This is a genomic window from Methylobacterium sp. Leaf99, assembly GCF_001422375.1.
GTDB lineage: Bacteria > Pseudomonadota > Alphaproteobacteria > Rhizobiales > Beijerinckiaceae > Methylobacterium.
In genome coordinates this window covers 228,125-254,111 of sequence record NZ_LMMU01000008.1, presented here as the reverse complement: position 1 = coordinate 254,111, position 25,987 = coordinate 228,125, and the positions used below count along the sequence as shown (strand labels likewise).

Genomic DNA, 25,987 nt, shown 5'->3' with positions numbered 1-25,987 from the left:
TCTATGCCTGAGGCCCCGAGGGCAGAGCCCCCTCGCACGCGCGGACAGGCCATGGCATCGCCCCCACCGGACGATCAGGCACCGGACGACCAGAGGCCGGACGAGCAAGCATCCGACCATCGGGCGGATGCGGCTCCGCGGGCCTATCTGACGGCATCGCGTGTGCCCACCCTCCTCGTCGAGACGGCCTCCGAGAGCGAGCGGATCGTCTTCGCCAACCCGGCCTTCCTTGCACTCACGGGATACGAGGCAGGGGCGGTGAGCGGCCGCAGCACCCATTTCCTCCTCGGGCCCGACACCGACCGCGCGGCGCGGGGCGCCCTCGTAACGGCCCTGGCCGAGGCCCCGCCCGAGGGCACCGAGCTCCTGGCCTACACCCGGGCCGGCGCGGCGTTCTGGGCCGAGATCCTGGTGGCGCCGGTGCCGGACACCAACCGGCGCATCGTGCAGGTGATCGACGTGTCCCGGCGCCGGGATGCGGAGGGTGCGCTCAGCCTGTCGCGCCAGCGCGAGGCGCTGGGCCTCCTCACCAACAGCGTCGCGCACGAGTTCAACAACTTCCTCCAGATCCTCATCGGCTACATCGACGGGCTCAAGCGCCGCCTCGGCGACCGCGACGAGCCGTTCATCCAGCGCGCCATCCTGCGCTCCACGGACGCGGCCGAGCGGGCGACGATCCTGACCCGCCAGCTCCTCGCGTTCTCGCGCCGGATCGCGCCGGACGTGCGGCCGGTGGACATGAACGCCCTCGTCACGGAGTTCGGCGTGCGAGCGACCCCGAGCCTGCCCGTGCGGATCACCCTCGAAATCCGCACCGCTCCGGGGCTCGCCCTCGGCCTGAGCAATCCGCGCCAGGTGGAACTCGCCCTCAACCACATCGTCGCCAACGCCTGCGAGGCGATGCCGGGGGAGGGTCGCATCACCATCGCGACCTTCGCGGTCCCCGTGGGCGACCGCGCCCTGCAGCGGCCCGGGGACGGCGCCGTGGGGATCACCGTGACGGATACGGGCCAGGGCATGTCACCCGAGATGGCCGCGCGGGCGCTGGCCCCGTTCATCACCAGCCGCGAGGCCGGGCGCGGCACCGGGCTCGCCATCGTCCATGGTCTGGTCAAGCGCCAGAACGGAACGGTCACCCTCGACAGCAAGCCCGGTGAGGGCACCGTGGTCCGCATGGTATTCCCGGCGGTGGCCTGAGAACGTCGAAAAGCGTTCGGTGTGGTGGACTAAAACCGCGCGTCACACGTCACCATATAATGACTGGCGCTTCCGCCAGACATTTATCGAATCGCATCAGGGGCGAATTCATGCTCACCACCCCCACGCGCCGCAAGCGCGCGGCCACCATCCTCACGCTCGCCGCCACCCTGGCGCTGGCGGCGCCCATGGCGGAGGCACGTCCGGGCGGCGGCAGCAGCGGAATGGGCTCGCGCGGCTCGCGCACCTACGCCCCCCCGTCGGCCACCACCACGGCTCCCACCACGGCTGCGCCGATCCAGCGCTCGCAGACCCAGCCCGGCCCGGCCATGGGCAACCCCGGCATGAATCCGGCGGCGGCTCAGCGCCCGCGCTTCGGCGGCGGCTTCATGGCCGGCCTCCTCGGTGCCGGCCTCCTCGGCGCGCTCCTCGGCGGCGGTTTCTTCGGCGGCCTCGGCGGCATCGCCTCGTTCATCGGCCTGATGCTGCAGGTCGGCCTCGTCGTCCTCCTCGTCGCCCTCGCCGTGCGCTGGTTCCGCCGGCGCCAGGGTACCCCGGCGGCGGCCGGCCATGCCCGCTCGGAGCTGAGCGGCAACGGCACCGGTCCGAACGGCATGGGCGGCGGCAACGCCGGCCCGAGCCCGATGGGCGGACTTGGCGGCGGTGGCATGGGGCGTGGCCCCGCACCGGTGCAGCCGGTGCAGGCCCGTCCGGTCCAGATCGGACCCGGCGACTTCGAGAGCTTCGAGATCGCCCTCAAGGGCGTTCAGGAAGCTTATGGCCGCGAGGACGTGGCAGGTCTGCGCAACCTCGCGACCCCGGAGATGGCCGGTTACTTCATTGAGGAGCTGCGCGCCAACGAGGCCAAGGGCGTCGTCAACCGCATCTCCGACGTGAAACTCCTGCAGGGTGACCTGTCCGAGTCGTGGGGCGAGGGCAATTCCGAGTACGCGACCGTCGCCATGCGCTACGCCATCAAGGACGTCACCGTCGAGCGCCGCACCGACCGCGTCGTCGCCACCGGCGAGCCGGAGGCCGTCGAGCTGTGGACCTTCTTGCGCGAGCGCGGCGGTCGCTGGGTGCTTTCGGCGATCCAGCAGGGCCGCTGAAGACCCTTTTTTCGGACCCCCAAGACATGAGGGCCGCCCGGGCAACCGGGCGGCCCTTTTTTGTTGTCCCGAACCGGCCGCATGATCGGCGATTCGCGTCCCATGTCACCGGTCCGCCGAACGGGACGGTTCTTGGCCATCGATGCGGCCGGGGCCGACGATCGCGCGACCCCCGTCACGTCGCGTCATCCGACGACATCCGTGATGAAATTCCCGATCAGGCATACTATTTCAACGCTGCATCAGGATGATCGACGACGCCGTTCCAGGTCAACGATCAATCCATCTTCGAGTCGGACCATGGATCGACTTGCGTCCGTGCAGGCTGTCGCGGTGACAATCCATCTGCCACCCCGGACACCGTAGATGCCCAACTCGTAGACACATCTGATGCTTGTGGCGGATTGCCATGGAGCCTGCGCGTGTTCGAGCTGCCGATGAAAAGTCCTCACAAGCCGCCCGCGTCGATCGCCCGTCGCAAGTTTCCAAGACAACGCTTCGGAAATGTCCGATATCACACTGATAAATCTAGATAGAACACAGCTCAATATAAATTTACATTGATCCGATCTATCTCCAATCCTAAATAATAATCATTGTTATCGATTTGACTTTCCCCGATTTAAAAGCAATAAATTAATGCGAATCACGCCTGTCGGCGCCGAGGTACTGACGTACCATACCGGTTCGACTGTCGGAGGCTGTCCGCTTCCGGCCGAGATCTGTCCCGGCCGACCAGGACGACTGTTCAGGGGGTGAAACGCGGACGCGCGTCGTCGGCCTGTCCCCGCGGGGTGGCGGGGCCCGTCGCTCGCAGCGGCGAGGTCGCGCGATGCGCTTGCCCACCCGGGACACCGCGGTCGACGGGAGACCGGCGACGGCACGAAACCCCGCGGATGAGCGCGGGACGGGTGAAAGGACGCATCGCGATGGAGTTCTATTCGATCACCGGTTCGGGCAACAACCTCGGCCGAGCCGACCTCAACGCGGTCGGCAGCAATTTCGCCCGGCTCGGCGCGGCGCATTACGCGGACGGGATCTCGACCCTGGTCGATGGGCCGAACGCGCGGTCGATCAGCAACATCGTCGTCGGGGAGGGCGATCCGACGATTCCGAACCCGCAGGGCGTGTCGGGGATGCTCTACGCCTGGGGGCAGTTCATCGACCACGATCTCGACCTCAGCCGCACGGATGGGGTCACGCGGATCGACGTCGTGGTCCCGGCCGGTGACGCGTTCTTCGCCGCCGGGAGCCCTATTCCCATCACCCGCGCCGTCATCGATCCCGCGACCGGGGCCGGCACGGACATGCCGGCGATCGCCCGGAACGCCGTCACCGGCTGGCTCGATGCCTCGATGGTCTATGGTTCGGATGCGGCCACGGCCGCGCGCCTGCGGCTCCCGGACGGACATCTGGCGACCTCGATCGGGGACAATCTGCCGATCGTGAATGGCGCCTTCCTGGCGGGCGACGGGCGTGCCGCGGAGAACCCGTCCCTGACCGCGCTCCAGACGCTGTTCCTGCGCGAACACAATTTCCAGGTGGACCGGCTTTCTGCGGCTCATCCCGACCTCGGTGGCGATGCCCTCTACCACCAGGCGAGGGCGATCGTGACCGCGGAGATCCAGCACATCACCTACGACGAGTTCCTGCCCCACCTCCTCGGTGCCGATGCGATGGCGCCCTACGGGGGCTACGATGCCGAGGTGGACCCGCGGATCAGCGTCGAGTTCGCGGGCGCGGCCTACCGGTTCGGGCATTCCATCGTCTCGGCCGAGACGGAGCGCGTCGACGAGGCCGGCAACCTCGTCGGACCGGGGCTCGAACTCCGGGACACCTTCGGGATGACACCGGCGGCCTTCGCGGCGGCATCGGGAGCCGACGGCTTCCTGCGCCACCTCGGCGACGACGCCTCGCAGACGATGGATGTCCGCATCGTCGAGGACCTGCGCAACTTCCTGAACGATCCGCCGGTCGTCCTGGATCTGGCGAGCATCAATATCCAACGCGGCCGCGACCTCGGCCTGGGCACCCTCAACGAGACCCGCGAGGAACTCGGCTTCGCCCCCTACGCGGACTTTTCCGAGATCACCGACGACCGGGCCACGGTCGCGGCGATGCGCGAGGCCTTCGGCTCCGTGGAGGCCGTCGATCTCTGGACCGGAGGCCTCGCCGAAGCTCACGCGCCGGGTTCTCTACTCGGGCCAACCTTCTCGGCCATCGTCGGCGCGCAATTCGATCACCTGCGCGACGGGGATCGCCTCTGGTACCAGAACGACCAGTTCGATCGGCAGACGCTGAACGATATCCGCCACACGACCCTGTCGGACATCATCACGCGGAACACCGACACACGGCATATCCAGGACGACGCCTTCACCTTCTACGACCGCCGCAGCAGCGATGTGGCGTCCGAAAATCCGGATGCGCCGCAGCTCGTGATCGGCACGAACGGCGAAGCGCTCGTGGCGGGAGGGCCGAAGGGCGACATGCTGGTCGCCGGCACCGGCGACCAGACCCTGACGGGCGGCGGTGGGAACGACCAGTTCGTGTTCACGGCGGATACGAAGGCCGTCATCACCGACTTCCGGCCCGGACGGGACCATCTGGTTTTCGAGACCGCCGGGGGCTGGACCGATCCCGGTTGCCGGCCCGGCGCGTCGGGCCCGCACCATGACACGCATGACGAACCGGTGGTCACCTCGGATCACGGGCACGCCGTCATCACCTACGGCAGCGTCGAGGTCGCACTCCCGGGGGTGAGGCCGGACCAGATCACCGCGAACGAGTACACCCTCGCCTGACCGGACAGGGCGCGACGCTCCGGGTTCGCGCGACGGCGGGAACTCACCGTCCGTCAGCCGGCCAAAACCCGCGCCATGGCGACGAAGCCCGCCACCGGCACCTCCTCGGCGCGGGCGGTCTCGGCAATGCCCGCGGCCTCCAGCAGGCGCAGGGCGTCGGGGGTCGCCGCCTTGAGGCTCTGGCGCAGCATCTTGCGACGCTGGCCGAAGGCCGCGCGGGTGACGCGCTCCAGGGTCTCGACGGCGCAGGGCAGGGGGGCCGGCCGGGGCGTCAGCCGCACCACGCTCGACGTGACCTTGGGCGGCGGCACGAAGGCGGAGGGGGCGACGTCGAACAGGATGTCGGCTTGCGTCCGCCAGCCGCACAGGACGCCGAGGCGGCCGTAATTCGCCCGGTCCGATTCATCCGCCACGATGCGCTCGGCGACCTCGCGCTGGAACATCAGGGTGAGGCTGTCCCACCACGGCGGCCAGGCCGGGTCGGTGAGCCAGCCCGTCAGCAGCGGCGTGCCGATGTTGTAGGGCAGGTTGGCGACGATCCGCACGGGCCCGGAGCCCAAACCGGCGCCCCAGGGCCCGGAACCGATGAGCGGCACGGGATCGAAGGTGAGGGCATCGGCATCCACGACATCGAGGCGGCCGGGATAACGGGCGGCGATCTCGGCGAGGGCCGGCAGGGCGCGGGGATCGCGCTCGACGGCGATGACCCGGGCGGCGCCGGCACTCAGGAGGGCGCGGGTGAGGCCGCCGGGACCGGGACCGATCTCCACGACGGTGACGCCCTCCAGGGGTCCGGCCGAGCGGGCGATGCGGCCCGTGAGGTTGAGGTCGAACAGAAAATTCTGGCCGAGCGCCTTCTTCGGCTCCAGGCCGTGCGTGCGCACCACATCGCGCAGGGGCGGCAGGCCGTCGTCGGCACGATGATCGATGTCGCTCATGACGCGGGGCTCATTGGGGAGGCCTCCTGGCGAGGCCTCTTGGCGAGGCGGGCGGCGAGGCGCAGGGCCGCCATCAGGCTGTCGGGGCGGGCGATCCCCCTGCCGGCGATGTCGAAGGCGGTACCGTGGTCCGGGGAGGTCCGGATGAAGGGCAGGCCGAGGGTCACGTTGACCCCGTCGTCGAACGCGATGGTCTTGATGGGGATGAGCGCCTGATCGTGGGTCGGGGTCAGCGCCACGTCGTAGGTCGCGCGCGCCCGCGGGTGGAACAGGGTGTCGGCGGGCAGCGGCCCCCGGATGTCGATGCCCTCGTTCTGGAGCTGCGCCACCGCCGGCTCCAGCACGTCGCGGTCCTCCAGGCCCATGGTGGCGTTCTCGCCCGCATGGGGGTTGAGGCCGGACAGGACGAGGCGCGGATGGGCGAGGCCGAAGCGGTGACGCAGGTCGTGGGCGACGATGCGAGCCGTGGCGACGACGAGGTCCTGGGTGAGCAGTTCGGGCACCCGGCGGAGCGCCACGTGGATCGTGACCGGCACCACCGCGAGGGTCTCGCTCCACAGCATCATCACCGGGAGCGGCACCGCCTCACCGGGCTCGACGCTCAGGGCGGCGAGGAACTCCGTGTGGCCCGGATGGGCGAAGCCGACCTGGGTGAGGACGTACTTGGCGATGGGATTGGTCACGAGGGCCGTGGCGATCCCGGCGCGCACGAGGGCGACGCCCGTGGTGATGGATTCAAGGGTCGCCCCGGCATTGGCGGGATCCGGCCTCCCGGCCACGGCCCCGATGCGCGCGCCGCTCGGCAGGGGCATCACCGGGAGCGCACGGGGAAACACCTCGGTGGCGTAATCCGGGCCGACCTCCGCAACGGGGATCGAGAACCCGAGTTCGCTCGCGCGCCGCTCGACGAAATCCGGGTCGCCGATGAGGAAGAACGGCGGCAGGGCGAAGCCCTCGTCACGGTCCCGCCACGCCATCAGGGCGAGTTCCGGCCCGATCCCGGCCGGGTCGCCGAGGGTGAGGGCGATCGGCTTGTGATCGGTCACGTCGTCCGCCGTCCTTGCATTGTCATCCCGACCGCGTCGCAGGTCGGGACCGACAAGGCAAGACGACCCGGCAAGACGATCCGGCAAGACGAGACCCAGCACGACGACGGGGGTCACCGGACGGTGGCGATACCGTCCGAGGTCGTCGCCGTGCCGAGGTTCTGGCGCAGGTCCGCCTCGCCGAGGGTCTTCAGCTCGACGCGCAGCAGCACCGTGCGGTTGCGCTCCGCCGTGCCGAGGGCCGTGGCGATGGGCGAGACGATGTAGTTCAGCGACACCGTGGTGCACTCGTCCTGATAGCCGGCCCCGAGGCTGATGCCCGAGAGGTAGGACTTGCCGGGATTGACGTAGATCGGCGACGGGCCGACGGGGTTTTGCAGGTAGGCGGTGTAGGCGTCGGCGAAGTTGTCGCGCACGTCGAGGTAGTGGCTCAGATCCACCAGGGCCGAACCGGTGACGAACCAGTTCGGCGTGACGTGGTAGGTGGCGGACGCGGTCAGACCCTCGCGCCGGTGCACGAAGCCGAGGGCCGGCTGCGCCTCGTAGAACGAATAGAACAGCGACAGGTCCAGGGGCAGGAACGGGGCGAAGCGCGCCGTCACGCCCGTCTCGAACCGGTTGACGGCAAAATCCCGCTGGTCGAACCGCGCCCGCGAGATGAAGCTGATGTTCTGGTTGGGCGAGAGCTGGAAACGGCCGACGAAGTCCGAGCGACGGTTCTCGAGGCCGGAATCGAGGCCGACATTGGCGATGTCGCCGCGCCGGAACGAGTTGACGCCGGCGATCTGGATCGACTCGCCGAACAGCAGGTTCGCGTACCAGCCCGCGGGGGTCACCACCGAGTACTGCGCGCCGAGGTTGGTCCGCAGGCCGCCCTCGACCCGGTCGTAGCCCGAGAACTTGTCCCACTGGAACAGGGAGGTGTCGTCGAAGACGAGGCTCTGGGCGTCCTCGTTGGGCAGGCGGCCGATGCGGGTCTCGCTCGGGCGGGCGATGACCTGGGCGATGGGTTCCAGGGTGTGGACGCCCAGCGGCCCGAAATTGGAGACGAACGGATAGCGGTAGTCGAGGCCGACGGCCGGCATCACCCGGCCGGAGATGTCGGAATCCTGCGTCGTCAGATTCTGCGCCAGGGCGTTCTGGTAGCCGGAATTGCGTGGATCGACGAAGAACGCGTCGGTGCGCAGGTAGGCGAACGGCGTGAACACCTGGCCCGCCTCATCGATGAAGGTCCGGCGCCAGGAGACCTGCGCCGAGGCGCGGGTGTTCGCGCCGGCGAGCCCCCGGATCAGACAGGTGCCGCGGGTGAAGGTCAGGCAGGTTTCGTAGAGCGGGAAGCTCTGACCGTTGGCGCTCGGGCTCAACAGGTAGGCGCCCGTGCGCGGGATGCCCTGGAAGTCGGTGGCCTCGCGGGTCAGGCTCGTGATGTTGGCCTCGAAACGGACCTCGCCGCCGAGCGGCGCCGGCCCGTTGATGCGCTTGTCGTAGTCGATGACCGGCGCGACGATGGGCTGTTCCTTCTGCCAGTCGAAGCTCGACAGGCCCTTGAAGTAGTAGCCCCGCGCCTCGAACCACGAGCGGTCGCCCTGTCCGATGAGGTAGGCCGTCGAGACCGCCTCGCGGAAATAGTCCGTGGTGATGCTCTGGTTGCGGATGCGGTAATTGTCGAGGAACCACTTGTCGGTGACGCCGACGAGGTCCCAGCCCGTGCGCCAGCGGTCGTTGATGTAGAACTGGCCCTTCGACTCGACGGCGCCGCGGAAGTCGCGGTCACCGGCGCCGAGGGGGCCGGGCAGGAACGCGCTCGGCGTCGTCTGGAAGATGCCCGACAGGCGCAGGTTGTAGAAGCCCGTGTCGAGGCGCTGCCGGAACTCGGCCTGGCCCAGCACGCCCTGATTGCTCAGGAAGGCCGGCGACAGGGTGAGGTCGTAGTCCGGCGCGAGGTTGAAGAAGTAGGGCGTGGCGAGGCCGCTGCCGAGGGCCGTCGACGAGATGAAGCGCGGCGTCAGGAAGCCCGATTTGCGCTTCACGCTCGGATCGGCCGTCTCGAAATACGGCAGGTAGGCGAGGGGGATGCCGGCGATCTCGAGGGTGGATTCCTCGAACGCGATGGTGTGCGTCTCGTTGTTGTGGATGATCTTGGTGGCGCGGATCTGCCAGAGGGGCGGCGTCTCGGGGTTGTTCTTGCACGGCTCGCAGGCGGTGTAGGTGCCGTACTCGAAGCTGGTGCGGTCGCCCTCGATGCGCTCGGCGCGGGGAGCCGAGAACCGGGTGCGGACGGGCTGGCCCTTCACCTCGATGGTCTGCTGGATGCGCAGGGCGTCGATGAAGCCGTTCTTGAAGTCGTCCGTCAGCTCCATCTTGGCGCCGGTCAGCACCGCCTCGGTCTCGTCGGTGAGGCGGACGTTGCCCTCGGCGAAGACCCGGCTGGTGTTGCGGTCGTAGAGGACGCGGTCGGCCTGGAGCGTGCGCGGGCCGTAATGCAGCTCGGCGTTGCCGCGCGCCATGACGGTGTTCTTGTCGTTGTCGTAGACGAGCTCGGCCGCCTCCACGAGCAGGCGCTCGGCCGGCTTCCCCTTGGTGTCCGGCTTGGCCTTGGCATCCGACTGCGCAGCCGGGCGCGCTTCCGCCGCCGTGGAACCCACGGCGGGGAGCAGCGCCAGCAAACCGGCGGCGAACGCGATGTCGGCGACCTTACGCAACGCGAGTCCCAACTCCTGCCACGATCCCACCCCGTGTCCCGATCCGGCGACCGGCATCAGCCGTCCTCCTGATAGAGAAGCGTGAGCATACCGAGAAGACTTCCTACCACAGCCGGGAACCACGCCGCCACCGCCGGCGTGATGATCCCCGACGCACCCAACCCTTCGAGGAGCTGCCGCGCGACGTAGAGGGCGAACCCGGCCGCGACGCCGCCGAGCACGAGCTTGCCCACCCCACCAAAGCGGAAGAACCTTAAGGAAACGCTGGCCGCCACGAGCACCATGGCGACGAAGAGGACGGGCCGCGCCATGAGCACATCATACTGGAGACGGTAGCGCGTGGCATCCAACCCCGCCCGCTCGTTGCGAGCGATGGTCTCGGGAAGTTGCCAGAAAGGCACAGATTCCGGCGGGGTGAAGCGCTGGCGGATCTGGCCCGGGTCGAGGGTCGAGGCGATGAGATAGGTGGAGAAGCTCTCCGGCGGCGCGCCGGGGCTGAGGAGGCGGGCCTCCTGCAATTCCCAGTAGCCCTCGTGCAGGATCGCCCTGGCGGCATCGACCTCGGACACGAAGGCGCCGCCCTCGTCGAAGGTGTAGGCCGAGACGCCGGCGAGCGTCGTGGTGCCCTCGATGGCCGTCTCGGCCCGCAGGATCGCCTGCCCGTCGAGGCTGCGCTGGCGGATCCAGATGTCCTTGCCGGAGCCCGCCTTGGTGGATTTGGCGAAGATCTTGGCCTCGATCTCGGTGGAGCGCTGCTTCAGCAGGGCCGAGACCGGGTTGTAGACCCCCACCGTGAAGGCCCCGATGGCGAGCGCCACGAACAGGCCGGGCTGGAGGAACTGCCAGGCCGAGATGCCGGCGGCCCGCGCCACCACGAGCTCGAGCTTGCGCGAGAGCTGGAGGAGGGAGGCCATCGACCCGAACAGGATCGCGAAGGGCAGCACGCCCTCGGCCACGGCCGGGGTCCGGAACAGGGCGAGCTGGGCCATCAAACCTGTGGACGCGCCCTCGGCGTCACCCGCGCGGCGCAGCAGCTCGACGAAATCGAGGGTGTAGACCAGGGTGAAGACCGTGAGGAACACGCCCAGGATCGTGCGCAGGAAGCGCAGCGCGAAGTAGCGCCCGAGGGTGAGGCCGATGAGGGCGCTCACGGTTCAGGCCCGTCCGAGGCGCGGGCGGCGCATGAGCCCGGCAAGCCCGCGTGCAGCCTTCGCGTTCCACGACCGCACCGCCGGTCCATGGAAGATGATGAGGCTGGAGAACGCGATGGCCAGCAGCGGCACGGCGTAGATCGCCACCACGGCGCCCTGGCTGCGGGTGGCCGCGCTGGTGGCCGCGAAACCGGCGATGCGCAGCACCACCACGGCCAGCACAGCGCCGGCCACCGCCACGCCCCGGCCCTGTCGCGTGGTGCGGGGATCGCCCAGGGCGGCGAACGCGATGAAGGTCAGCGCCAGGGGATAGAGCCACGACGACAGGCGGTCGTGCAGCTCCGAGCGGAAGCGGCCCTTCTGCAGCTGGTAGTACCCCTCCGACCGGTCGGGAAAGAACAGCTGCGTCGTCGAGCGCTCGCGCGGCTTGTAGGTCACCTCGGAATCCGGAGGCGTGAAGGCGGCGAGATCGACGGTGTAGCGCTCGAAGGTGATGATCGAGGAGTCGCGCGAATCCTTCTGCTGGCGGTGCACGCTGCCCTTCTCGAGCGCGAGGTAGCTCTGGCCGCCGTAATCGACCGCCTGGCCGCGCTCGGCGAGGTAGACCACGCTTTTCCCCGCCTCGCGCTTGTCCTGGATGAAGATGCCGAGCAGCGATCCGCCGGGGCCGCGCTCGCGGAAGTGGAAGGTGATGCCGCTGTCGAGACTGGTGAACTGGCCTTCCTTGACCACGTTGGCGATGAAGTCGCCGCGCACCCGGGTCAGCACGTCGCGCAGTTCCTGGAACGACGACGGCATCACCTGGATGGTCAGGAACGCGACGGCGAAGCTCACGGCGAGACCGAGGGTGAGGAACGGCCGCAGGATGCGGCGCGGCTTCATCCCCGCCGCCGACATGACGATGAGCTCGGAATCGCCATTGAGCTTGTTCAGGGCGTAGACCACGGCGATGAACAGGGCGACGGGCGAGATCACCGTGATCAGGGTCGGCAGGGACAGGCCGGTGATGAGAAAGAAGATCACCAGGGTCTGGCCCTTGGCGGTGATGAGGTCGAGTTCCCGCAGGGCCTGCGTCACCCAGATCGTGCCGGTGAGGCCGACGAGGCAGGCGAGGAAGGCGCCGAACGCGATCCGGAAGATGTAGCGCTCGATCTGCGTCATCGGTTCTCGCGGTCGGATCTCCCGGGGGCCGGCCAAGCCATCGAGTTAAGCCATCAAAGCAAGCCATCAGGGTGGCGACCGGCCGATGTAGCGCGGGCGCCGCGGCGGCGTCGAGCCTGCTGAGAGCGCGCCAAACCGGGCCGTTTGACGGCACTTTCCGGCACCGCGCCATCGCGTTGCGTTCTGCGGCTCAACGGGTACACAGGAAACCGATCCGGCGCCGCCCGTCACGGCGTGCCGCGCCGCACACAACCCACCGCGCGACCGTGGCGCGACCTTGGAAAGCTGCAGGCATGGCGGACGGTATCACGATCGCATTCGGCCCCCTCGGACCGGTGGGCCGGGGCGACCTCGTCGTCTTCGTCGGCGACGACCTCGCGCTGCCGCCCGAGGTGGCCCAGGCCATCGGGCGCGGTGCCGCCGACCTCGTGGCGCGGGCCTCCGCCAGCGAGCGCTTCAAGGGCAAATCCCTCTCGGCCCTCTCCCTGCCGGCCCCCGCCGGCCTCGATGTGGACCGCCTCGTCGTCGTCGGGATCGGCTCCGAAAAGGACCGCGCCAAGGTCGATTGGCCGGCACTGGGCGGATTCACCGCCAGCAAGGTCACGGGCCGCAACGCCAGCCTCGCCCTGGCCCTGCCGGGCGTGTCGGTGACGCCGGAGAACGCCGCCGATTTCGCCCTCGGCGCCCGCCTGCGCCACTACAGCTTCGACCGCTACAAGACCAAGAAGAAGCCCGAGGGCGAGGAGACGCGCGGCACTGCCCTTACCCTGCTGGTGTCCGATCCGGCCGCCGCCGAGGCCGCCGCCAAGGCCGCCGACGCCGTGGCGGAGGGCGTGATCCTGGCCCGCGAACTCGTCAACGAGCCGCCGAACGTCCTGTACCCGGAGGAGTTCGCCCGCCGCGCCGAGGAACTGACGAAGCTCGGCGTCGAGGTCGAGGTGCTCGGTCCGGGCAAGCTCGAAGCGCTCGGCATGGGCGCCCTCCTCGCCGTGGCCCGTGGCTCGGTGAAGGAGCCCCGCGTCGTGATCATGCGCTGGAACGGCGGCGAGGCGGGTGAGGCGCCCATCGCCTTCATCGGCAAGGGCGTGTGCTTCGATTCCGGCGGCATCTCCATCAAGGGCGCGGCCGGCATGGAGGACATGAAGGGCGACATGGGCGGCGCCGCCTGCGTCGTCGGCACCCTGCATGCGCTGGCCGCACGCAAGGCCAAGGTCAACGTCGTCGGCGCCATCGGCATCGTCGAGAACATGCCCGACGGCGACGCCTACCGCCCCGGCGATATCGTCACCTCCATGTCGGGCCAGACCATCGAGATCATCAACACGGACGCCGAGGGCCGCCTCGTCCTCGCCGACGTGGTCTGGCACATCCAGAGCGCCTACAAGCCGAAGTTCATGGTCGATCTCGCCACCCTCACGGGCGCGATCATCGTGGCCCTCGGGCAGGACATCGCCGGCCTGTTCTCCAACGACGACGCCCTCGCCGCCAAGCTCACCGCCGCCGGCGAGGCGACGGGCGAGGCCGTGTGGCGGATGCCGCTGATCCCGGCCTACGACAAGGCCATCGACTCGAAGTTCGCCGACATGAAGAACACCGGCGGGCGCCACGGGGGCGCGGCCACGGCCGCCTCCTTCATCAAGCGCTACACCAACGACGTGCCGTGGGCGCATCTCGACATCGCGGGGGTGGCGATGTCGTCCTCGTCCTCCGAGATCAACCGCAGCTGGGGCGCCGGCTGGGGCGTGCGCCTCCTCGACCGCCTCGTGCGCGACAACTGCGAGGCGTGAGCCGCGTGACCGCCGCCGCCTGGGCCCTCGGTCCGGTGGCGGTCGCCGTACTGGCCGTCGGATTCGCCTGGCTGACGGGCTTCAGCCAGCGCACGGTCCTGCCGGGCGGGATCGAGGCGTGGTTCTACGGTTTCTTCCTCGATCGCTATCCGCTGTTCTCCGGCGCCATCGCGTACGGCCTCGCCCGCCTGCTTCTCACGATGGCGCGGCCGGCGCCGGGCGGACCGGTCCGGCGCCTCGCCGGAGGTGCGGTCGCGGTGGCGCTGCTGCTGGCCGCATGCCTCTACCCGACCTTCGGCGGCGTGGTCCTGCGCGCGGGATTCGCCACGGGCGGCATGGCCTTCCTCAGCGGGCAGGCAATGCCGGTGGCCTACGGCCTCGGCACCGCCTCGGCCGCCATCCTGTTCGGACTCATCCTCGGCCTCGGCGGGCTCCTGACGGCCGGCCGCCTTCGAGAGGATGGCGGATGGGGCCGATGGCTCCTCGCCGGCGCGGGCCGGGTCCTGATGCGAACCCTGGCCCTGTGGTTCGCTCTTCTCCTGCTCGGCCTCGCCCATGCCGCCGGGCTCGGCGCCTGGCCGCGCCGTCCCCTCACGGACGGCGAGGCGGGGCTCGCCGGCGCCCTGGTTCTCCTCGCCTTCCTGCCCCATGCCGGCCTCGTCTGGCTCGACAGCGGTCACCGCCATCGGTCACCATCGGCGGCGACGGGTTGATCCGCCGGGGCGAATCCGGAAAGATGGTTTAGATGTGAACGAAAGCGGCACCAAGCCGCTGCGCCGCATCACAGGGAGGTTCCGCAATGGCTTATGTTCGGGGCGCCGAGCGCCCGTGGCTATCGGCCTATCCGCCGGGGGTCCCGGTCGAGATCGATGTCGCCGGCCTCGGCACCCTGGTCGATCTGTTCGAGGACACCCTGCGGCGCCACCCCGACCGACCGGCGGTGCAGTGCTTCGGCTCCCGCGTCACCTATGCGGCCCTCGGGGAATCCGCGCGGGCGGTGGCGGCCTGGCTCGCCGCGCAGGGGTTCGGCAAGGGCGACCGCATCGCGATCATGATGCCCAACGTGCCGGCCTACCCGACGGCGATCTTCGGGGTGCTGCTCGCGGGCTGCACCGTCGTCAACGTCAATCCGCTCTACACCCCGCGCGAACTCACGGCGCAGCTCATCGATTCCGGCGCGCGCGCCCTGTTCGTCCTCGAGAACTTCGCCCACACGGTGGCGGTCTCCCTGGCGGACGTGACCCTCGACCGGATCGTCGTCGCCGGACCGGGCGACGGCCTCGGCCTCAAGGGGCGGGCCATCGGCTGGGCGAGCCGGCACGTGAAGAAGGCCGTGCCGGCCTATACCCTGCCGGCGGAGCGCACGATCCGGTTCGAGACCGTCCAGCGCCTCGGCCGGAGCCTGCCGCGCCCGGCCGTCTCCATCGCGCCCGACGACCTCGCCTTCCTGCAATATACCGGCGGCACCACAGGGGTCGCCAAGGCGGCGATGCTGACCCACCGCAACATCGTCGCCAACGTCGTCCAGTGCCAGACGTGGTTCTGCATCGACGGCGAGGACGGCCACGAACGGGTGATGATCACCGCGCTGCCGCTCTATCACATCTTCGCCCTGACCTGCTGCTTCTTCCTGTTCGTGCGGCTCGGCGGCTGCTGCCTGCTGATTCCGAACCCGCGCGACGCCGACGGCTTCGTGAAGACGCTCAAGACCAATCGCTTCACCCACCTGTCGGGCGTCAACACCTTGTTCAACCTGCTGGTGAATCACCCGGGCATCGGCGCCGTGGACTTCGGCCACATCGATTTCGTCATCGCCGGCGGCATGGCGGTGCAGGCGCCGGTGGCGGCGAAGTGGAAGGCGCTCACCGGCACCACCATCGTCGAGGGCTACGGCCTGTCCGAGACCTCGCCCGTGGTCTGCGTGAATCCGCCGGGATTGGCCGAATGGTCCGGCACCATCGGGTTTCCCCTGCCGTCGACGGCGGTCGTCATCCGCACCGCGGACGGGCGGGATGCGGAGGCTGGCGAGCCTGGCGAGTTATGCGTGCGCGGCCCCCAGGTGATGGCCGGCTACTGGAATCGTCCCGACGAGACCGCCCGCGCCACCACACCGGACGGCTACTTCCGCACGGGCGACGTCGCGGTGTTCGAGGCGGACGGGCAGGTCCGCATCGTCGACCGGATGAAGGACATGATCCTGGTCTCGGGGTTCAACGTCTATCCCAACGAGGTCGAGGAGGTGCTGGCCGGCCATCCCGGCGTCCTCGAATGCGCCGTGGTGGGCGCGCGCCACGACGAGACCGGCGAGATGGTGGTGGCCCACGTGGTCCGGCGTTCGGGGGGCGAGACCACGCCCGATGCCCTGCGGGCCTTCGCCCGGACCCAGCTCACGGGCTACAAGGTGCCGCGCCGGGTGGTGTTCCACGAGGCCCTGCCGAAGACCAATGTCGGCAAGGTCCTGCGCCGGGCCCTGCGCGACGATCCGCCCGCTCCGTGATGCGCGCCGGCCTGTAACCAATCGGCCCGCCGCTCCGTATGATGGGGCATGGGCCGGTATCCGGGCGCGGCGCCGCGCAAGGGCCGGCAGTGGAGGCATTCATGCATATCAAGCGCCCGCGCGGCTGGGAAATCCCCGAACACCTCGCGACCCCGGAGAGCGTCTTCCTCGACCGTCGCGCCCTGCTCGGCGCCGGTGCCGGCCTCGCGGCGACGGCGCTTCTCGGTTCACGCGACGCCTTTGCCGCCACCGAGCCCAGCCTGTATCCGGCCCCGCGCAACGAGGCCTACGCCCTCGACCGCGCCGTGACGGCGGAGAAGTACAGCGGCGACTACAACAACTTCTACGAATTCGGCATGTCGAAGAGCGTCCTGCCGGCGGCCAACGCCCTGAAGACCAAGCCCTGGACCATCAAGATCGACGGCCTCGTCGACAAGCCGTTCGAGATCGGCTTCGAGGACCTCGTCCGCAAGGTGACCTTGGAAGAGCGGCTCTACCGCCACCGCTGCGTCGAGGCGTGGTCCATGGCCGTGCCGTGGACGGGCTTCCCCCTGTCGAAGCTGGTGGCTTTGGCCAAGCCCGCCTCGGGGGCGAAGTACATCCGGATGGAGACGTTCAACGATCCCGCCATGGCGCCGGGCCAGCGCTCGTTCCTGTATCCGTGGCCCTACGTCGAAGGGCTCACCATGGCGGAGGCGGCCAACGACCTCGCCTTCGTGGTCACGGGCATCTACGGCAAGGCGCTGCCGAACCAGTTCGGCGCGCCGATCCGCCTCGCGGTGCCGTGGAAGTACGGCTTCAAGTCGGTGAAATCGATCACCAAGATCTCGTTCGTGGCCGAACGGCCGAAGACGTTCTGGGAGGGCCTGCAGGCGGCCGAGTACGGCTTCTGGGCCAACGTCAACCCGGCCGTGTCGCACCCGCGCTGGAGCCAGGCGACGGAGCGGGTGCTCGGCACCGACCAGCGCGTGCCGACGCTGATCTACAACGGCTACGGCGAGCAGGTCGCCGGGCTCTACAAGGGCCTGGAGAAGGAACGGCTGTTCGTGTGAGCCCCAAGCAGGTTTCGCATTCGCGTTGCGTCCCGACGCGAACTTGTTCGGCGGGGCGCGGCGCTCAGTAAATCCAGCGCTGCGCCTTGGCGACGAGGAAGTCCCGAAAAGCCTGGACGCGGGCCACGGTCCGCATTTCCTCGGCGTAGACGAGGTAGCTCTCCATGTGCGGCATCTCGCTGTCGCGCATGACCTGGACGAGGCCGGTGCCGCTCTCCACGGCGTAGTCGGGCAGGATGCCGATGCCGGCGCCCGTCTCCATGGCCTGCTGCAGGGCGGTGATGTTGTTCACCGTGAAGTGGATCGGCCGGCGCTCCAGGCCCTCGCGTCCCACGGTGGCGAGCCAGTGGGTGGCGAGCAGATAGGACGGTTCGTTGCCGCCGAACGAGATCAGGCGGTGGTTGTCGAGGTCGGCGATGCTTTTCGGCTCGCCAAAGCGCTTGACGTAATCGGCCGACGCGTAGGCGTGGTAATGCACCGTGAACAGCCGGCGCTGGATGAGGTCGGGCTGGGCCGGGCGCCGCATGCGGATGGCGACGTCGGCCTCGCGCATGGCGAGGTCGAGTTCCTCGTTGGTCAGGATCATCTCGACGCGGACATCCGGGTAGAGGTCGAGGAACTCGGCCACCCGCTGGGCGAGCCACGAGGTACCCAGGCCCACCGTCGTCGTCACCTTGAGGTCCCCGGACGGCCGCTCGCTCGTTTCCACCAGCCGCGCCCGGGTGTTCTCCAGGCGCAGCTTCATGTCGCGCGCGGCGCGGAACAGGAGGTCGCCCTGCTCGGTGAGGATGAGGCCGCGGGCGTGGCGGTGGAACAGGGGCGCCTTCAACTCGCGCTCCAGGGCGCTGATCTGCCGGCTCACGGCCGATTGGCTCAGGCCGATATCGTCGCCGGCGCGCGTGAAGCTGCCCGCCTCGGCGACGTTGAGGAAGATGCGGATCTTGTCCCAGTCCACGGCGTCCACTCCCGTACGTACCCCGGCGCCGCCCCGCCGGCCATTGCCGACCGGAGGGCCGCCGCGCCGCAGGAACACCCTCGTCACGGAAAGCCGCGCAGGTCTTCCATGCGAGAAGCGCCGACGACCCATGTCGTCAGCGCTCAGGTTAGGACTTCGATCTTGCGATTGTGTTGAAGCCGGACGCAAGCCGGGTCGGGCGAAAATCGCGATTCGGCCGCAGCTTGCTGTGGGGTCCCGCCGGTTTCGAAGGCGACGCTCAAGTTTTCGGGGTGCCGAGGCCGCCATGCAGCCCATGCCGGGCGGCGTAACTTCAGAAGCAACGGCAACCCGCGAGCCTCCGCCGCAAACCAAGCCTTGGCTTTCGACGGGATATTCCGATCCGGCCGCAAGGGTCGTGGCCCGGTCGACCCGCGTCGGATGAAGGTCGCCTAGTCGTAGGCGCCGATCATCTCGGATTCCCCGACTTCCGCCCGACGGGTCTCGGGATCGGGGGAATGCTCGGCGAGGAACTTCTCGGCCTCCAGGGCGGCCATGCAGCCCATTCCGGCCGCGACGACGGCCTGCCTGTAGACGAACTCGGCACAGTCGCCGGCGGCGTAGACGCCCTCGACGGTGGTGCGCGTGGTCCCCGGGACGATCTCGATGTAGCCGCCTTCAAGCAGGTGGAGCTGACCGGCGAACAGTTTCGTCGCCGGATCGTGTCCGATGGCGACGAACAGTCCGTCCGTGGAAATCTCCTTCGCTTCCCCCGTGACGGCATGGCGGAGGCGGACGCCCGTCACGGCCTTGACCGGGACGCGTCGCCCCAGAATCTCGTCGACCGCGTGGTTCCAGACCACCTCGATCTTCGGATGCGCGAAGAGGCGGTCCTGAAGGATCGGCTCCGCCCGAAACCTGTCCCGGCGATGCACGACGGTCACCTTGGACGCCAGGTTGGCGAGGTAGAGCGCCTCCTCCACCGCCGTGTTGCCGCCGCCGACGACGACAACCTCCTTGCCCCGGTAGAAGAATCCGTCGCAGGTCGCGCAGGCGGATACGCCGGCTCCGTTGAAGTCCATTTCGGACGGCAGCCCGAGCCAGCGGGCCTGGGCACCCGTCGCCGCGATCAGGGTGTCGGCCACGTAGGTGTCGCCGCCGTCGCCGACCGCTACGAACGGCCGCTTCGACAGGTCGACGGAAACGATCGTGTCGTAGACGATCTGCGTCCCGACATGCTCGGCCTGCTCGCGCATCTGCTCCATCAGGTCCGGTCCCTGAACGGCGCGGGCGAAGCCCGGATAGTTCTCGACATCGGTCGTGATCGTCAGCTGGCCGCCCGGCTGGATGCCGGTCACGAGGATGGGCTTCATGTTGGCGCGCGCGGCGTAGATGCCGGCGGTGTAGCCGGCCGGCCCGGCCCCGATGATGAGGACTTTCGTGCGATGGGTGGTCATGGCGAGCCTTGCTGAGACGGAGGGGCCGACTTCGAATGTCCGCTAAGCCGCGGCTGCGGCGCCGAGCCGCGGGCGATCATCGCGCGCGGCGGAATGGATTGACGACATGCACATGCCCCCCTGATTCAGAGCCGCTCGGGACGGCCGGCGGCCAGGCGCGCGACATGCGCGTCGTAGGCGAGGGCCATCGCCTGCGCGATGGCCGGCGTCGCGTCGAGGGGGCCGTAGCGCAGGGTCTCCAGACGCCCGATGAAGGGCTTGAGGGCCCCCGCCATGGCAAGGCCCGCGAACAGCCGCCTGTGACGGATATAGGTCTTCGGCAGGTCGAACAGGAGGACCGGCGCGCCGGTGCTCACGGCCTCGCCGACCATGTTGGCCGAGTCCGACGTGACCACGATGGCCTCGGCCAGCGCCAGCATGGCGATGTAGGGGTTCTCCCCCGTGCCGTCCCAGAAGAACCCGCCCTTGGCCGCGACCAGGGCCTGGAGGGCGTCGCGCAGGGCCGGGGGCGTGCGGCGCGAGACCGTCAGCATCAGCGAGCAGCCGCCCTCGGACAGCTTGGTGAGATCGCGCACGAGGCGGCGCATGTCGGCGTTGCGGTAGGTCAGGTGCCGGCTGTCGCCGCCGATGAGTACGGCGATGCGCGGCCACGGCAGGGGGGCGAGGCGCGGATCGGGCCGGGCCCGCGCGGCGGCGAGGCGCGCCGCCGAGACCTGATGCGGGGCCGTGAGGGTGGTGAAGACGTTCTCGGCCCGCAGGTCGTCGTAATCCGGCACCCAGACGAAGTTGGCGGTCTGCGGTCCCGTGCGCGGGTCCTTGAGGAAGGCCGTGAAGGTGCGGCCGCCGGAGGCTTCGCGCACGGCCCGGAGATACGGTACCGCGCGACGGCCGGAGGCGATGAGGATGTCGGGCAGGGGGCCCGACAGGGCGCCGCGGGCCCGGCCCGGCCGGTCGCCCGGGTCCACCGGCCCCCACGGCGCCATCCATCCGAAGGGCGGCCGCGGGGCGATGCGCCGGGTCTCGAACGCGAGGCCGAGGGTCTCGGCGATGCCGAGGCACTGGTTCTCGTCGCCGGCCTTGCCGTCGGTGACGATCCAGGCGCGGGCGCGGGCGATGTCGGACGGGGGGGAGGGGGTCGGCGCCGAAGGGTCGGGCATGGCATGCATCCGGGACGCTTTCGCCATCGGCGGCGCCGCGTCAATCCCGGTCATTCCACATCCGGTCTCGCCGTCTCCGACCGCCACGTCGGCCACCGGTCAGTTCGACGGCAGCGCCCGGCGCAGCCAGCCGGCGTAATGGGCCGCGATGGCGGTCACGCGGCGGCGCTCGGACCCGGGATCGTACCAGGCGCCGCCCGAACTCGCCGGCACGACGGACAGCTGGGGGTGCCGGGCCAGAACCTCGCCGCGACGCCCGACGAGCAGGGCCTCGCCGTCGAGATAATCGGAATCCATGCTGCCGCCGAACCCGCTGCGGCCCTGATTGCCGACATAGGGGTTCATCGACAGGGCGCGCAGGCGCACCACGAGGGTGGGGCCGCGCCCGCCCGAGACGTCGGCGAACTCGCTGCGCAGGGCTTCGGTCAGGTCAGCCTGAAGCGCCTGGGCCCGGGGACCGTCGCCCCGGGCGAGGAGGGGGCCGACATCGACGCGGATGCCGGACAGGCGCTCGGCCCCCAGGCTCGGCAAGCCTTCGGCCGAGGCCGGAGCGGCGAGGGACAGGAGGCCGAGCAGACCTCCCAGTCCGGCCCAACGCGTCAGGCTGCGCATGGGGCCGCTCAGGCGCCGTACTGGACGGCGACGACCTCGTAGGACTTGCCGCCGCCCGGCGTCGTCACCTCGACGGTGTCGCCGACGCCCTTGCCGATGAGGGCGCGGGCGATGGGAGAGGTGATGGACACGAGGCCCGAGCGCACATCCGCCTCCGGCTCGCCGACGAGCTGGTAGGTCTTCTCCTCCTCGGTGTCCTCGTCGACGAGTTTCACCGTGGCGCCGAACTTGATCTTGGTGCCCGAGAGCTTCGTCACGTCGATCACCTCGGCGCGCGCGATCATGCTCTCGAGTTCCATGACGCGGCCCTCGTTGTGGGACTGCGCCTCCTTGGCGGCATGGTACTCGGCATTCTCCGATAGGTCGCCGAGGGCACGCGCCTCGGAGATCGCCTGGATGATACGCTGACGCTCCACCTGCTGGCGGTGCTTCAACTCCTGCTCCAGCGCCGCGTAGCCGCGCACCGTCATCGGAACCTTGTCTATCGTCATCGTCTCGCGCCACAATGAAGAGGCCCGAAGGAAGCGATACCGCTCCCCCCGGGCCAGAATAAGATCGTCCAGAACTTAATGCGCCGCAGCCGTGACGCAAGTCACCCGCAACGCAATGATTCAGGCCGCGAAGTATTCCTGCAAGGCGCGGACTTGGAGATCGCCTTCCAGATAGGCCTTGATCCCCTCGGCCGCCGCCATCGCCCCAGCGAGAGTGGTGTAGTACGGCACTTTATGCAAGAGGGCCGCGCGGCGGAGCGAGCGCGAGTCCGACAGGGCGCCGGCCCCCTCGGTGGTGTTGAACACGAGCTGGATGTCGCCGTTCTTAATGGAATCGACCACGTGGGGGCGGCCCTCGAGGACCTTGTTGACCCGCTCCGTCGGCACGCCGTTCTCGACGAGATAGCGCTGCGTGCCGCTGGTGGCCACGATGGTGAAGCCGAGGCCGGCGAGTTCGCGGATGGCGGGCAGGATGCGCGCCTTGTCGGCGTCACGCACGGAGACGAACACCGCGCCATCCCTCGGCACCTGGGTGCCGGAGCCGAGCTGGCTCTTGGCGAAGGCGACGCCGAAGCTCGAATCGAGGCCGATGACCTCGCCGGTGGAGCGCATCTCGGGGCCGAGCAGCACGTCGACGCCGGGGAAGCGCGCGAACGGGAACACCGCCTCCTTGACGGCGATGTGATCGAGGACCTTGGCCTTGAGGCCGAAGCTCGCCAGGGGCTCGCCGGCCATCACGCGGGCGGCGATCTTGGCGATGGGCTCGCCGATGACTTTCGCCACGAACGGCACCGTGCGCGAGGCGCGGGGGTTCACCTCCAGAACGTAGATGGCGCCGTCCTTGATGGCGTACTGCACGTTCATCAGGCCACCGACCTGCAGCGCCAGGGCCATGGCCCTGGTCTGACGCTCCAGTTCGGCGATGGTCTCGGGCGAGAGCGAGCGCGAGGGCAGGGAACAGGCCGAATCGCCCGAGTGAATGCCCGCCTCCTCGATGTGCTCCATGATGCCGGCGATGAACACGTCCTTGCCGTCGCAGATCGCGTCCACGTCGATCTCGGTGGCGTCGGACAGGTAGCGGTCGAACAGCAGCGGGTTTTTGCCCAGCACCGTGTTGATCTGCCCCGTCTTGTCGTTGGGGTAGCGCGCCTTGACGTCGGAGGGGATCAGGCTCGGCAGGGTGTCGAGGAGGTAGTCGGCGAACTGGGTCTCGTCGCGGATGATCGCCATGGCGCGGCCGCCGAGCACGTAGCTCGGGCGCACCACGAAGGGCAGGCCGAGGTCGGCGGCCACCAGCCGGCTCTGCTCGACGGAATAGGCGATGCCGTTCTTGGGCTGCTTCATCCCGAGCTTGTCGAGGAGGCGCTTGAACTGGTCGCGGTCCTCGGCGAGATCGATGGCGTCGGGCGAGGTCCCGAGGATCGGCACGCCGGCGGCCTCCAGGGCACGGGCGAGCTTCAGGGGCGTCTGGCCGCCGAACTGGACGATGACGCCGTGGAGCGTGCCGGCCTGGCGCTCCGTCTCGATGATCTCGAGGACGTCCTCCTCGGTCAGGGGCTCGAAGTACAGCCGGTCGGAGGTGTCGTAGTCCGTGGAGACTGTCTCCGGGTTGCAGTTGACCATGATGGTCTCGTAGCCGGCTTGCGTGAGCGCGAAGCAGGCGTGACAGCAGCAATAGTCGAACTCGATGCCCTGGCCGATGCGGTTCGGTCCGCCGCCGAGGATGATGACCTTTTTCGCATTTGTCGGCTGCGCTTCGTCCACGACCGTCCCGGCGAAGGGGGCGACGTAGGTCGAGTACATGTAGGCGGTGGGCGCCTTGAACTCGGCCGCGCAGGTGTCGATGCGCTTGAAGACCGGGCGGACGCCGAGGGCCCGGCGGTTCCTGCGCACCGAATCCTCGTCGGTCCCGGCGAGCACCGCGAGGCGCGCGTCGGAGAAGCCGGCGGCCTTGAGCTGGCGCAGGGCCCCGGGCGTCGTCGGGATGCCGTAGGCCTTCACCCGGTTCTCGAGGTCGATGATCGCCTGGAGCTGCTCCAGGAACCACGGGTCGATCTTGCACGAGGCGTGGACCTCCTCGTGGCTGACGCCGAGGCGCAGGGCCTGGCCGACCTTCAGGAGGCGGTCCGGGGTCGGGGTCCCGAGGGCCGCCTTGATGGCGTTGTGGTCGTCGCCCTTGCCGAGGCCCTCGATCTCGATCTCGTCGAGGCCGGTGAGGCCCGTCTCCAGGGAGCGCAGGGCCTTCTGAAGCGATTCGGCGAAGCACCGGCCGATGGCCATGGCCTCGCCGACGGATTTCATGGCGGTGGTGAGCGTCGGCTCGGCGCCGGGGAATTTTTCGAAGGCGAACCGGGGGATCTTGGTGACGACGTAGTCGATGGTCGGCTCGAACGAGGCCGGGGTCGCGCCGCCCGTGATGTCGTTGGCGATCTCGTCGAGGGTGTAGCCCACCGCGAGCTTCGCCGCGACCTTGGCGATGGGAAAGCCCGTGGCCTTGGACGCCAGGGCCGACGAGCGCGACACGCGCGGGTTCATCTCGATGACGATCATCCGGCCCGTGGCCGGGTCGATGGCGAACTGGACGTTGGAGCCGCCGGTCTCGACGCCGATCTCGCGCAGGACCGCGAGCGACGCGTCGCGCATCACCTGGTATTCCTTGTCGGTCAACGTCAGCGCCGGGGCGACCGTGATGGAATCGCCGGTGTGGACGCCCATCGGGTCGATGTTCTCGATGGAGCAGACGATGATGCAGTTGTCGTTCCGATCCCGAACGACCTCCATCTCGTACTCCTTCCAGCCGAGCACGCTCTCCTCGATCAGGACCTCGTTGGTGGGCGAGGCGTCGATGCCGCGCTCGACGATGTCGAGGAATTCCTCCCGGTTGTAGGCGATGCCCCCACCCGTGCCGCCCATGGTGAAGGACGGGCGGATGATCGCCGGCAGGCCGACATCGGCCAGCGCGATGAGCGCCTGCCCGATGGCGTGCTCGCCGTAGCGCTTGCGCCGCTCGGACTCGCCCGAATGCCACTTCTTCTCGAAGGCCCGCAGGGCCGCCGCGCGGGCTTCTCCCTCCGTGGCGGCCTCGATCCGGGCGATTTCGGCGAGGTACTTTTCGCGGTCGACCTTCTTGGCGGCGGAGGCGTTGGCGACGGCCGATTTCGGCGTCTCCAGGCCGATCTTGGTCATGGCGTCGCGAAACAGCTGACGGTCCTCGGCCTTGTCGATGGCCTCGGCCGTGGCGCCGATCATCTGGACGTCGAACTTTTCGAGGATGCCCATCTTCTTGAGGGACAGGGCGCAGTTCAGCGCCGTCTGGCCACCCATGGTCGGCAGCAGGGCGAAGCCGCCCGGCACCACGTGGCGCTCCTTCTCGATGATCTTGGCGACGATCTCCGGGGTGATCGGCTCGACATAGGTGGCGTCGGCCATGTCCGGGTCGGTCATGATCGTGGCCGGGTTCGAATTGACCAGCACGATCCGGTAGCCCTCCTCACGGAGGGCCTTGCACGCCTGGGTGCCGGAATAGTCGAACTCGCACGCCTGTCCGATGACGATCGGACCCGCACCGATGATGAGGATCGTGGAGAGATCGGTGCGTTTCGGCATCGGGGGCCCTGGCTTGCGGACACGCGCCCGGGCACGCACGGCGCCCCCATCGGGGACTGCCGTGTGCGGGCGCGAGCGGCGTGGATTGTCGTTAGGCGTCGCGTCTACACGCCGCCGCCCGGTTTTGGAAGGGCGGAGCGGGCGCCGCCGGGGGCCACAGGCAGGAACCGTGCCCGACGGCGGAACTCAAGCTCTCCTCATGAATATACTTGTTCTAATTATCAAGTATCAGAAAATTTGCCTACGAATTATCGATGATCTATTTGAGTATCGTCGACGATAATCG

Annotated in this window: 18 protein-coding genes; 7 read left to right on the top strand and 11 right to left on the bottom strand. The window is 69.1% G+C overall.

Features of this window, described 5'->3' with window-relative positions; all coding sequences use genetic code 11:
- The first annotated feature begins 51 nt into the window (after positions 1-51).
- From ASF28_RS16175 to ASF28_RS16165, 3 genes are all read left to right on the top strand, one after another.
- Positions 52-1,197 (top strand): ATP-binding protein, encoded by a 1,146-nt coding sequence (locus ASF28_RS16175; protein ID WP_082476607.1) that lies wholly within the window; start codon positions 52-54, stop codon positions 1,195-1,197.
- Between the two features lie 110 nt (positions 1,198-1,307).
- Positions 1,308-2,306 (top strand): TIM44-like domain-containing protein, encoded by a 999-nt coding sequence (locus ASF28_RS16170; protein WP_056094806.1) that lies wholly within the window; start codon positions 1,308-1,310, stop codon positions 2,304-2,306.
- Between the two features lie 929 nt (positions 2,307-3,235).
- Complete coding sequence (locus ASF28_RS16165) at positions 3,236-5,110, top strand: peroxidase family protein (RefSeq protein ID WP_162240008.1); 1,875 nt, start codon at positions 3,236-3,238, stop codon at positions 5,108-5,110.
- A gap of 53 nt (positions 5,111-5,163) precedes the next feature.
- On the opposite strand, the gene rsmA is transcribed toward ASF28_RS16165, so the two are convergent.
- The 5 genes from rsmA to lptF form a co-directional block, all read right to left on the bottom strand.
- Complete coding sequence (rsmA, locus tag ASF28_RS16160) at positions 5,164-6,048, bottom strand: 16S rRNA (adenine(1518)-N(6)/adenine(1519)-N(6))-dimethyltransferase RsmA (protein WP_056094801.1); 885 nt, start codon at positions 6,046-6,048, stop codon at positions 5,164-5,166.
- Entirely contained in the window at positions 6,045-7,094 is a 1,050-nt protein-coding gene (gene pdxA, locus ASF28_RS16155; protein WP_056094799.1) for a 4-hydroxythreonine-4-phosphate dehydrogenase PdxA, read from the bottom strand. Before pdxA ends, rsmA begins: the two co-directional genes overlap by 4 nt.
- A 113-nt stretch (positions 7,095-7,207) precedes the next feature.
- The gene (locus ASF28_RS16150; protein ID WP_200912684.1) at positions 7,208-9,796 is read right to left on the bottom strand and encodes an LPS-assembly protein LptD; all 2,589 of its coding nucleotides are present in this window, start codon (positions 9,794-9,796) and stop codon (positions 7,208-7,210) included.
- A gap of 56 nt (positions 9,797-9,852) precedes the next feature.
- A complete protein-coding gene (lptG, locus tag ASF28_RS16145) occupies positions 9,853-10,947 on the bottom strand; it encodes an LPS export ABC transporter permease LptG (RefSeq protein ID WP_056094792.1) in 1,095 nt (364 codons plus the stop codon).
- A 3-nt stretch (positions 10,948-10,950) separates the two neighbouring features.
- Positions 10,951-12,108: an LPS export ABC transporter permease LptF gene (lptF, locus tag ASF28_RS16140; RefSeq protein WP_056094789.1), complete on the bottom strand. Its 1,158-nt coding sequence runs from the start codon at positions 12,106-12,108 to the stop codon at positions 10,951-10,953.
- Positions 12,109-12,401: 293 nt separating this feature from the next.
- On the opposite strand from lptF, the gene ASF28_RS16135 reads away from it, so the two are divergent.
- The 4 genes from ASF28_RS16135 (at position 12,402) to msrP (ending at position 17,444) form a co-directional block, all read left to right on the top strand.
- Positions 12,402-13,895, top strand: a complete 1,494-nt coding sequence (locus ASF28_RS16135) for a leucyl aminopeptidase (RefSeq protein WP_056094786.1) — start codon at positions 12,402-12,404, stop codon at positions 13,893-13,895.
- A complete protein-coding gene (locus tag ASF28_RS16130) occupies positions 13,892-14,608 on the top strand; it encodes a hypothetical protein (RefSeq protein WP_056094784.1) in 717 nt (238 codons plus the stop codon). The genes ASF28_RS16135 and ASF28_RS16130 overlap by 4 nt, the downstream gene beginning before the upstream one ends.
- An 86-nt stretch (positions 14,609-14,694) precedes the next feature.
- Positions 14,695-16,392 (top strand): AMP-binding protein, encoded by a 1,698-nt coding sequence (locus tag ASF28_RS16125; protein ID WP_056094781.1) that lies wholly within the window; start codon positions 14,695-14,697, stop codon positions 16,390-16,392.
- Between the two features lie 101 nt (positions 16,393-16,493).
- Positions 16,494-17,444, top strand: coding sequence for a protein-methionine-sulfoxide reductase catalytic subunit MsrP (gene msrP, locus ASF28_RS16120; protein WP_056094778.1), 951 nt, complete (start codon positions 16,494-16,496; stop codon positions 17,442-17,444).
- Positions 17,445-17,508: 64 nt separating this feature from the next.
- Here msrP and ASF28_RS16115 read toward each other — a convergent pair whose 3' ends face one another.
- The 6 genes from ASF28_RS16115 to carB form a co-directional block, all read right to left on the bottom strand.
- Positions 17,509-18,399 (bottom strand): LysR family transcriptional regulator, encoded by an 891-nt coding sequence (locus tag ASF28_RS16115; RefSeq protein ID WP_056094777.1) that lies wholly within the window; start codon positions 18,397-18,399, stop codon positions 17,509-17,511.
- 431 nt (positions 18,400-18,830) lie between these two features.
- Positions 18,831-19,835, bottom strand: a complete 1,005-nt coding sequence (gene trxB, locus ASF28_RS16110) for a thioredoxin-disulfide reductase (protein WP_056094774.1) — start codon at positions 19,833-19,835, stop codon at positions 18,831-18,833.
- A gap of 125 nt (positions 19,836-19,960) precedes the next feature.
- Positions 19,961-20,992, bottom strand: coding sequence for a mitochondrial fission ELM1 family protein (locus ASF28_RS16105; RefSeq protein ID WP_056095136.1), 1,032 nt, complete (start codon positions 20,990-20,992; stop codon positions 19,961-19,963).
- A 99-nt stretch (positions 20,993-21,091) separates the two neighbouring features.
- Positions 21,092-21,604, bottom strand: a complete 513-nt coding sequence (locus tag ASF28_RS16100; protein WP_056094770.1) for a hypothetical protein — start codon at positions 21,602-21,604, stop codon at positions 21,092-21,094.
- 8 nt (positions 21,605-21,612) lie between these two features.
- Entirely contained in the window at positions 21,613-22,089 is a 477-nt protein-coding gene (greA, locus tag ASF28_RS16095; RefSeq protein WP_187272944.1) for a transcription elongation factor GreA, read from the bottom strand.
- A gap of 126 nt (positions 22,090-22,215) precedes the next feature.
- On the bottom strand, positions 22,216-25,701 hold the full coding sequence (gene carB / locus ASF28_RS16090; RefSeq protein ID WP_056094763.1) for a carbamoyl-phosphate synthase large subunit: 3,486 nt from the start codon (positions 25,699-25,701) through the stop codon (positions 22,216-22,218).
- Positions 25,702-25,987: the final 286 nt, after the last annotated feature.

Bases quoted from the DNA above. Each gene is read 5' to 3' on its own strand.
- ASF28_RS16135 (WP_056094786.1), top strand. From the start codon at position 12,402: ATGGCGGACGGTATCACGATCGCATTCGGCCCCCTCGGACCGGTGGGC.
- ASF28_RS16125 (WP_056094781.1), top strand. From the start codon at position 14,695: ATGGCTTATGTTCGGGGCGCCGAGCGCCCGTGGCTATCGGCCTATCCG.
- ASF28_RS16100 (WP_056094770.1), bottom strand. From the start codon at position 21,604: ATGCGCAGCCTGACGCGTTGGGCCGGACTGGGAGGTCTGCTCGGCCTC.
- rsmA (WP_056094801.1), bottom strand. From the start codon at position 6,048: ATGAGCGACATCGATCATCGTGCCGACGACGGCCTGCCGCCCCTGCGC.
- carB (WP_056094763.1), bottom strand. From the start codon at position 25,701: ATGCCGAAACGCACCGATCTCTCCACGATCCTCATCATCGGTGCGGGT.
- msrP (WP_056094778.1), top strand. From the start codon at position 16,494: ATGCATATCAAGCGCCCGCGCGGCTGGGAAATCCCCGAACACCTCGCG.
- lptF (WP_056094789.1), bottom strand. From the start codon at position 12,108: ATGACGCAGATCGAGCGCTACATCTTCCGGATCGCGTTCGGCGCCTTC.
- trxB (WP_056094774.1), bottom strand. From the start codon at position 19,835: ATGACCACCCATCGCACGAAAGTCCTCATCATCGGGGCCGGGCCGGCC.
- ASF28_RS16105 (WP_056095136.1), bottom strand. From the start codon at position 20,992: ATGCCCGACCCTTCGGCGCCGACCCCCTCCCCCCCGTCCGACATCGCC.
- ASF28_RS16175 (WP_082476607.1), top strand. From the start codon at position 52: ATGGCATCGCCCCCACCGGACGATCAGGCACCGGACGACCAGAGGCCG.
- ASF28_RS16165 (WP_162240008.1), top strand. From the start codon at position 3,236: ATGGAGTTCTATTCGATCACCGGTTCGGGCAACAACCTCGGCCGAGCC.
- ASF28_RS16170 (WP_056094806.1), top strand. From the start codon at position 1,308: ATGCTCACCACCCCCACGCGCCGCAAGCGCGCGGCCACCATCCTCACG.